The organism is Intrasporangium sp. (genome assembly GCF_039812505.1).
Taxonomy (GTDB): Bacteria; Actinomycetota; Actinomycetes; order Actinomycetales; family Dermatophilaceae; genus Intrasporangium_A.
In genome coordinates, this window is sequence record NZ_JBDIAQ010000169.1 from 1 (window position 1) to 7,295 (window position 7,295).

General features: G+C 73.6%; 6 protein-coding genes. 2 read left to right on the forward strand and 4 right to left on the reverse strand.

What is annotated here, in order from left to right; translation table 11 throughout:
- Nucleotides 1-24: 24 nt before the first annotated feature.
- Complete coding sequence (locus WMI84_RS15910; RefSeq protein ID WP_347354755.1) at nt 25-768, reverse strand: response regulator transcription factor; 744 nt, start codon at nt 766-768, stop codon at nt 25-27.
- A 35-nt stretch (nt 769-803) separates the two neighbouring features.
- On the reverse strand, nt 804-1,307 hold the full coding sequence (locus WMI84_RS15915) for a VTT domain-containing protein (protein WP_347354756.1): 504 nt from the start codon (nt 1,305-1,307) through the stop codon (nt 804-806).
- Between the two features lie 75 nt (nt 1,308-1,382).
- Here WMI84_RS15915 and WMI84_RS15920 point away from each other — a divergent pair, with 75 nt between their 5' ends.
- Together WMI84_RS15920 and WMI84_RS15925 are read left to right on the forward strand one after the other, a co-directional pair.
- Complete coding sequence (locus WMI84_RS15920) at nt 1,383-2,219, forward strand: TrmH family RNA methyltransferase (RefSeq protein WP_347354757.1); 837 nt, start codon at nt 1,383-1,385, stop codon at nt 2,217-2,219.
- A gap of 108 nt (nt 2,220-2,327) precedes the next feature.
- On the forward strand, nt 2,328-2,960 hold the full coding sequence (locus WMI84_RS15925; RefSeq protein WP_347354758.1) for a VOC family protein: 633 nt from the start codon (nt 2,328-2,330) through the stop codon (nt 2,958-2,960).
- Between the two features lie 115 nt (nt 2,961-3,075).
- Here WMI84_RS15925 and WMI84_RS15930 read toward each other — a convergent pair whose 3' ends face one another.
- Nucleotides 3,076-5,631 carry a heavy metal translocating P-type ATPase gene (locus tag WMI84_RS15930; RefSeq protein ID WP_347354759.1) on the reverse strand — a complete coding sequence of 852 codons (2,556 nt, stop codon included), beginning with the start codon at nt 5,629-5,631 and terminating at the stop codon, nt 3,076-3,078.
- 198 nt (nt 5,632-5,829) lie between these two features.
- Nucleotides 5,830-7,239, reverse strand: coding sequence for an adenylosuccinate lyase (gene purB, locus WMI84_RS15935; RefSeq protein WP_347354760.1), 1,410 nt, complete (start codon nt 7,237-7,239; stop codon nt 5,830-5,832).
- Nucleotides 7,240-7,295 lie beyond the last annotated feature (56 nt).

Genomic DNA, 7,295 nt, shown 5'->3' on the forward strand with positions numbered 1-7,295 from the left:
GCGCCGGGTGCGCCGGACCCCCGGTCACGACCCGTCCTGCGCGAGCCCGCCGCCCCCGTGCGGGTCGGCTGCCCCGCGAGGCCGCTCGGCGGCATACCCCACCGACCGGACCGTGCGGATGGGGCTGGCGTGACCGAGCTTGCCGCGCACCTGGGCGACGTGCACGTCGACGGTCCGGGCACCCGCGGTGGTGGCGTACCCCCAGACGTCACTCAGCAGCTGCTCGCGGGTGAACACCACCCCCGGCCGGCGCATGAGGTGGGCGAGCAGCGCGAACTCGGTGGCGGTCAGGGCCACCTCCCGGCCGGACACCTCGACGCGGTGGCTGGTCAGGTCGACGGCGAGCTCACCGTGCCGCAGGAGGGTCGTGCCGGACGGCACGCCACGCACGCGGCGCAGCACCCCGGTCAGCCGGGCCACCACCTCGCGCGGCGAGAAGGGCTTGGTCACGTAGTCGTCGGCGCCGAGCTCGAGCCCGAGGACCCGGTCGACCTCGTCGTCCCGGGCGGTGACGAACAGGATCGGGGTCCAGTCGCCGCTCGCGCGCAGCCGCCGGCACACCTCGATGCCGTCGATGGTCGGCAGCCCGATGTCCAGGATCAGGGCCGACGGCCGGATCGAGCGGGTGAGCGTCAGGGCCGCCGCGCCGTCGCGCGCCACCGCCACGCCGTAGCCGGCAGCCTTCAGGTTCAGCGCGAGCACGTCGACGATCGCCGGTTCGTCCTCCACGACGAGGACGACCCCGCGGGTCTGCGGCGTGGCAGGCACGCTGGCACTCTACTGTCGCGCTGGACACGCTCCCGTCACGCTTCGGTACGGGTCGTGTCAGGACGCTGCTCGCGCCGCGACCCGTCGCCCCGCCGCCGCCCGATCACCCACGTCGCCGCGCCCACCACGACGAGCGCGACGATGGCGGCCAACCCGTACCACGACCCGGCCAGCGCGGCGAGCCAGGCGTCGACGACGGCCAGCCCGATCGTCGCGTAGATCGCCGCCCAGGCCGCGGACCCCACGACGGCAGCCGGCAGGTAGTACGCCAGCGGCATCCGCAGCGCGCCGGCCGTCAGGTGGATGGTGGTCTGGATCCCGATCGTCAGGTACGACAGTGCCACGGCAACCGGGCCCAGCCGCCGGAGCAGCGTCTCGGCCCGCGCCCGGCTCGCCGGGGCCGGCCGGTCGCGCAGCCGCCGCCACCCGGAGATCGCCCCCCGGCCCGCCCAGTAGGTGGCGTTGGAGCGCAGCATCACGATGCACCACAGCGCGACGAACGCCTGCCAGAACGGCAGGCGGGCCAGGGCGTCGAGCATGCCCTCACCCTAGGTCCGACTCCTGACGCCCGCGTCGAGGCCGGCCGCCGGTAGTCGTGGAATGCTGGGTGCGCCATGACCGAGCCGACCGTCACCTCCGTGGCCAACCCGCGCCTGAAGGCGCTGGTCGCGCTCCGGCGCCGCCGCGTCCGGGAGCAGACCGGCCAGACGGTCGTCGAGGGCCACGAGGAGCTGGCCCTCGCCCTCGCGGCCGGGGTCCGTCCGCACGCGGTCTACGTCTGCGCGCAGCTCTTCAGCCCGGCCGGCCGCGCCGGGGTGCAGCACATCGGCCGGCAGGCCGAGCTGCTCGACCGCGTCCGGGGCGAGGGCATCGCCGTCGTCCACCTCTCCCGCCCCGCTTTCGAGAAGGTCGCCTACCGCGAGGGTGCCGACGGCCTGCTCGCGCTCGTCGACACGGTCGGTATGCCGCTCAGCGCGCTGCCCGTCGACCGTGCGGACCCCCTCGCCCTCCTCGCCCAAGGCATCGAGAAGCCGGGCAACCTGGGGGCGATGCTGCGTACCGCGGACGCGGCCGGGGCCGACGCGGTCGTGGCCGCCGACCCGGTCACCGACTGGGGCAACCCCAACGTCGTCCGGGCGAGCAAGGGCACCGTCTTCGCGGTGCCGGTCGCCGCCGCGCCGACCGACGAGGTCCTCGCCTGGGCCCGCGGGCACGACCTGCGGCTCGTCGTGACGACCCCCGAGGCCGACCGGCTGCACACCGAGGTCGACTACACCGGCCGGGTCGCCGTCGTGGTCGGCAGCGAGAAGCACGGCGTCGACGAGCGGATGCTCGAGGCGGCCACCCACCGGGTCCGAATTCCCATGCGCGGCAAGGCGAACAGCCTCAACGTGTCGGTCGCCGCAGCGGTCGTCCTGTACGAGGCGCTGCGGCAGCGCACCACGCGCTGACCTCGTTCGCACGGCGCCGGAGGGGGTGGGCCGCATACCCGATCGGCCGCTCCGGGCGAGGGGAGGGGGGTGGTCAAGAGCACCCCGAGGGGTGTGCCACGATGGAGCATGCGAGTTGACCACGTCTCCTATGCGGCGGAGCACGACGGTCTGCGGGCCACTGCGGAACGGCTGTCGAAGCTCATCGGTGTGGAGTCGGTCGACGGGGGGGTGCATCCCCGGTTCGGGACGCGCAACGTCATCCTGCCGCTGGCCAACCACAACTATCTCGAGGTGGTCGGGGTGCTCGACCACCCCGCCTCCGACAAGGCGCCGTTCGGCCAGGCGGTCCGCGCTCGCTCCGAGGCCGGAGGCGGCTGGATGGGCTGGGTCGTCGCCGTCGACGACATCCACCCGGCCGAGCGCCGGCTCGGCCGGGAGTCGGTCGAGGGCAACCGGCACCGCCCCGACGGGGTCGAGCTGCGGTGGCGCCAGCTCGGGGTCAAGGGCCTGATGGCCGACCCCCAGCTGCCGTTCTTCGTGCAGTGGGAGGACATGTCGGTCCACCCGTCCGGCGATGGCTCGAAGGTCTCGCTCAAGGGGCTCGAGATCGCCGGCGACCCCGACCGGGTCCGCGAGTGGCTCGGGCTGCCCAGCGACTTCCGCTCCGACGAGGTCGGGTTCAGCTTCGTCTGCCCGCGTGGCACGCCGGGCCTGATGTCGGTGACCTTCGGGACGCCGGACGGCGAGGTCACGATCTGAGTCGGTGCCGCATCCGGCCCCCCCACATCCGGATCGATGTAATAGCGCTGCCCAGGGCCCGCGGTAATACATCGACTCGAGTGAGGGGAGCGAGGGGTCGGGGGCGCAGGGCAGGTCAGCGCTTGACGCCGCGCAGGCGCAGCGAGTTCGTCACGACCAGGACCGACGACAGGGCCATCGCAGCCCCGGCGATCATCGGGTTGAGCAGGCCCAGGGCCGCCACCGGGATCGCGAGGGTGTTGTAGCCGAAGGCCCAGAACAGGTTCTGCTTGATCACCTTCAGGGTCGCGCGGGACAGCTCGATCGCGTCGCCGACCGCGTCGATGTCGGGGCGGACCAGCACGATGTCGGCGGAGTCGATCGCGACGTCCGAGCCGGAGCCCATCGCGAGCCCGAGGTCGGCCTGGGCCAGCGCCGCGGCGTCGTTGACCCCGTCGCCGACCATCGCCACTACCTTGCCCTGCTGCTGCAGCTGCGTGACGATCGCGTGCTTGTCGGTGGGTAGCACGTCGGCCCGGACGTTGGCCGGCTCGATGCCGACCTGGTCGGCGACGCTGCGGGCGTTGCCCTCGGCGTCTCCGGTCAGCAGGTATGGCGTCAGCCCCAGCTCGCGCAGCCGCGCGACCGCCGCCCGGGACGAGTCGCGCACGGTGTCGCCGACGGTCAGGACCGCGTGGGCCGTGCCGTCCCAGCCGACGAAGACGGTCGTGCCCGGGTGCGTGCGGGCGTGGGTCACCAGGCTGTCCGCGACGGTGTCGAACAGCGCCGCCTTGCCGACCGTGACCTCGGTGCCCCGGATCCGGGCCGAGGCGCCCTCGCCGGGGTTGGCGGCGAAGTCGGTGATGCGCGGCAGGTCGATGCGGGCCTGCTGCGCCGCGGCCACGATCGCCCGGGCGATGGGGTGCTCGCTGCCCTGCTCGACCGCGGCCGCCGCCTTGAGCGCCGCCTTCTTGTCGAGGTGGCCGATTACCGCGATCTTCGTCAGGCGCAGGTCGCCGGTCGTGACGGTGCCGGTCTTGTCCAGCACGACGGTGTCGACGCGGCGGGTGTTCTCGAGCACCTGCGGACCCTTGATGAGGGTGCCGAGCTGCGCCCCGCGCCCGGTGCCCACGAGCAGCGCGGTCGGTGTGGCCAGCCCGAGCGCGCACGGGCAGGCGATGATCAGGACGGCCACGGCCACGGCGAGCGACCGGGCCAGGCCGTGCCCGGTGGCGAGCCAGGCGACGAGCGTGACCAGCGCGATCACGAGCACCGCAGGGACGAAGACGGCCGAGACCCGGTCGGCCAGCCGCTGGATCGGTGCCTTGCCGGTCTGGGCTGCCTCGACGAGCCGCTGGATGCCGGCGAGCATCGTGTCGGCGCCCACCTTGGTCGCCTCGACGACCAGCCGTCCGGTCGTGTTGATCGTGGCGCCGGTCACCGCGTCGCCGGCCCGCACGTCGACCGGAGCGGACTCCCCGGTTACCAAACTGGTGTCGATCGCGCTCGCACCGTCGCGCACCACCCCGTCGGTGGCCACCTTCTCCCCGGGCCGGACCAGGAACTGGTCGCCGACCACGAGCTGCTCGACGGGGACCCGGTGCTCGCTGGTGACCCGAGTGCGGGGGTCGACCCGCAGCAGGGACACGTCCTTGGCGCCGAGGTCGAGCAGCGAGCGCAGCGCCTCGCGCCCGGAGTCCTTGGCCCGCGCCTCGAGGAACCGGCCGACGAGCAGGAAGGTGGTCACCACGGCAGCGGTCTCGAAGTAGTGGTGCGTGCCGCCGGCGAACAGGGCGACGGTCGAGTAGAGGTAGGCGGCGAGCACGCCGAGCGAGACGAGGGTGTCCATCGTCGAGGCGAGGTGGCGTGCGTTGACGGCCGCGGCGCGGTGGAACGGCCACGCGCACCACGCGACGACGGGCGTGGTCAGCACGAGCTGCAGCCACGGGCTCGCCGGGAAGTCCGGCAGGACCATGGCGAGCAGGAAGACCGGGACGGTCAGGACGACCGAGACGGTCAGGCGCGCCCTGGGTGACGCCTCGCGCAGGAGCCGGGGCAGTGCCTCGCGCCAGCGCGCTACGAGCGCCGTGGTGGTGCGGGAGGGACCGCCGGTGGGCTTCGGCTTTCCGTCGGTGACCGTACCGGCCTCGGTCGTGCTGCCCTTGGCCGTGTCACCCCCGGTCGTGCTGCCCTTGGCCGTGTCACCCCCGGTCGCGGTGCGCCCGGCCGCGCCGCCCTGGGCCGTGCCACCCCCGGCTCCGTTGCCCCCATTCGCCCCGGGCCGGGACGGCGCGTCGCCGGAGGCCCGGGGAACTCCCGTCCCTGCCTGCCCGGCCCGAGCAGCAGGAGCGCCCGGCTCGGGAACTGGTTGGGCGGCATACCGCCCTGTCGCGCGCTCAGGCAGCGCGTCGTCGCCGTGCGTCGTGGCGGGCTTGGCGCCCGCACCATCGGGGATGACGGTGGCGCCGTAGCCGCTGTGCGCGATCTCGGCGAGGATCCGTTCGACGGTGACCGGCTCGGCGTACACGACCTGGGCCTTCTCCGTCGCCAGGTTCACCGTGGCGGACCGGACGCCGTCGACCTTGCCGAGCTTGCGCTCGATCCGGGCCGAGCAGGACGCACACGTCATGCCGGTGATCGCGAGGCGGACCTCGTGGGACTCCGGCGCGGCCGTCGTCATGCCCTGCGTCATCAACCTCTCCTTCCGGCGGTAGCCGCCTCGATCGTAAGCCTCCGGTCGCCCGACGGGGCGAGGGCACGACGAGCGCGGGCTGAACGCACCGTGCGGCAACCGTTTTGGCGGTCGCGCCGGCACTCGGTTGCCCGGGCTGTCAGGGGCGGGTCGGCAGCCGTCGGCCGCCGGGGCGGGACCCCGTCGACGCCGCCCCCCTCACGGGAGCAGGTCCACGAGCCGGCTCGCCAGCCCCGTGTAGGTCTGCGGGGTGAGGCTGAGCAGCCGCGCCTCGACATCGTCCGGCAGTCCCAGGCCGCGGACGAACCCGCGCAGGTCGTCACCGTCGATGCGCCGGCCGCGGGTCAGCTCCTTGAGCCGCTCATAGGGCTCCTGCATCCCCGGCACGCCCTGGGCGCCCAGGGCCCGCATCGCCGACTGGACCGGCTCGGCGAGCACCTCCCAGTTCGCCTCGAGGTCGGCGGCCATCGCCGCGGGCGCGGCGTCTAGTCCGGCCAGCCCGCGCGAGATGTTCTCGAGGGCGAGCAGGCTGTGCCCGACGGCCACCCCGATGTTGCGCTGCATCGAGCTGTCGGTGAGGTCGCGCTGCAGCCGGCTCGTCACCAGGGTCGAGCCGAGCACGTCGAGCAGGGCCCCCGACACCTCGAGGTTGGCCTCGGCGTTCTCGAACCGGATCGGGTTGACCTTGTGCGGCATCGTGCTGCTGCCGACCGTGCCCTGCCCGCGGACCTGGGCGAAGTAGCCCATCGAGATGTAGGTCCACACGTCGGTGCAGAGGTTGTGCAGGATGCGACCGGCCCGGGCCAGGTCGGCGTAGAGCTCGGCCTGCCAGTCGTGGCTCTCGATCTGGGTCGTGAGCGGGTTCCAGGTCAGGCCCAGACCCTCGACGAACTCGCGTGACACCGTGAGCCAGTCGACGCCGGGCAGCGCGAGGACGTGGGCGCCATACGTGCCGGTGGCGCCGTTGAACTTGCCCAGGTACTCCTGCCCCTCGACGCGGCGGAGCTGGCGCCCGAGCCGCCACGTCAGCACGGCAAGCTCCTTGCCCATCGTCGTGGGGGTGGCGGGCTGGCCGTGGGTGTGGGCGAGCAGGGGCACGTCGCGCAGCTCGCGCGCCATCGTGGCGAGCTGTTCGAGCAGCGCCCGGGCCCTGGGCAGCCAGACCTGCGTGACCGCGCCCTTGACCATGAGGGCGTAGGAGAGGTTGTTGACGTCCTCGCTGGTGCAGCCGAAGTGGACCAGCTCGCCGAGCCCGCGGTCCTGCGCCGCCGGGGCGATCCCGGCCAGGCGGCGTTTGACGAGGTACTCGACCGCCTTGACGTCGTGCGCCGTGACCCGCTCGATCTCGGCCAGCTCGGCGACCTCGTCGGGGCCGAAGCCCGTGACGATGCCGCGCAGCGCGGCCACTTCGTCGTCGCTGAGCCGGCGCACCCCGGGGACCAGGCCGTGGCCGGTCTGCCAGATGAGCCATTCGACCTCGACGTGGACGCGCTCCCGGTTGAGCGCCGCCTCGGAGAGGTGGTCGACGAGGGGCGCCACCGCGGCGCGGTAACGGCCGTCGAGCGCCCCGAGGGCGATGGGCGGGGTGGCGTCGGCGAGCGAGGGCATGCGCGCATTCTCCCAGAGCGCAGTCGTCCCGCAGGGGCAGTGGTATGCCGCTCGCC

What these genes read in the sequence shown, in the direction of transcription:
- WMI84_RS15925 (WP_347354758.1), top strand. Translation starts at nt 2,328, where the DNA reads ATGCGAGTTGACCACGTCTCCTATGCGGCGGAGCACGACGGTCTGCGG.
- WMI84_RS15920 (WP_347354757.1), top strand. Translation starts at nt 1,383, where the DNA reads ATGACCGAGCCGACCGTCACCTCCGTGGCCAACCCGCGCCTGAAGGCG.
- WMI84_RS15915 (WP_347354756.1), bottom strand. Translation starts at nt 1,307, where the DNA reads ATGCTCGACGCCCTGGCCCGCCTGCCGTTCTGGCAGGCGTTCGTCGCG.
- purB (WP_347354760.1), bottom strand. Translation starts at nt 7,239, where the DNA reads ATGCCCTCGCTCGCCGACGCCACCCCGCCCATCGCCCTCGGGGCGCTC.
- WMI84_RS15930 (WP_347354759.1), bottom strand. Translation starts at nt 5,631, where the DNA reads ATGACGCAGGGCATGACGACGGCCGCGCCGGAGTCCCACGAGGTCCGC.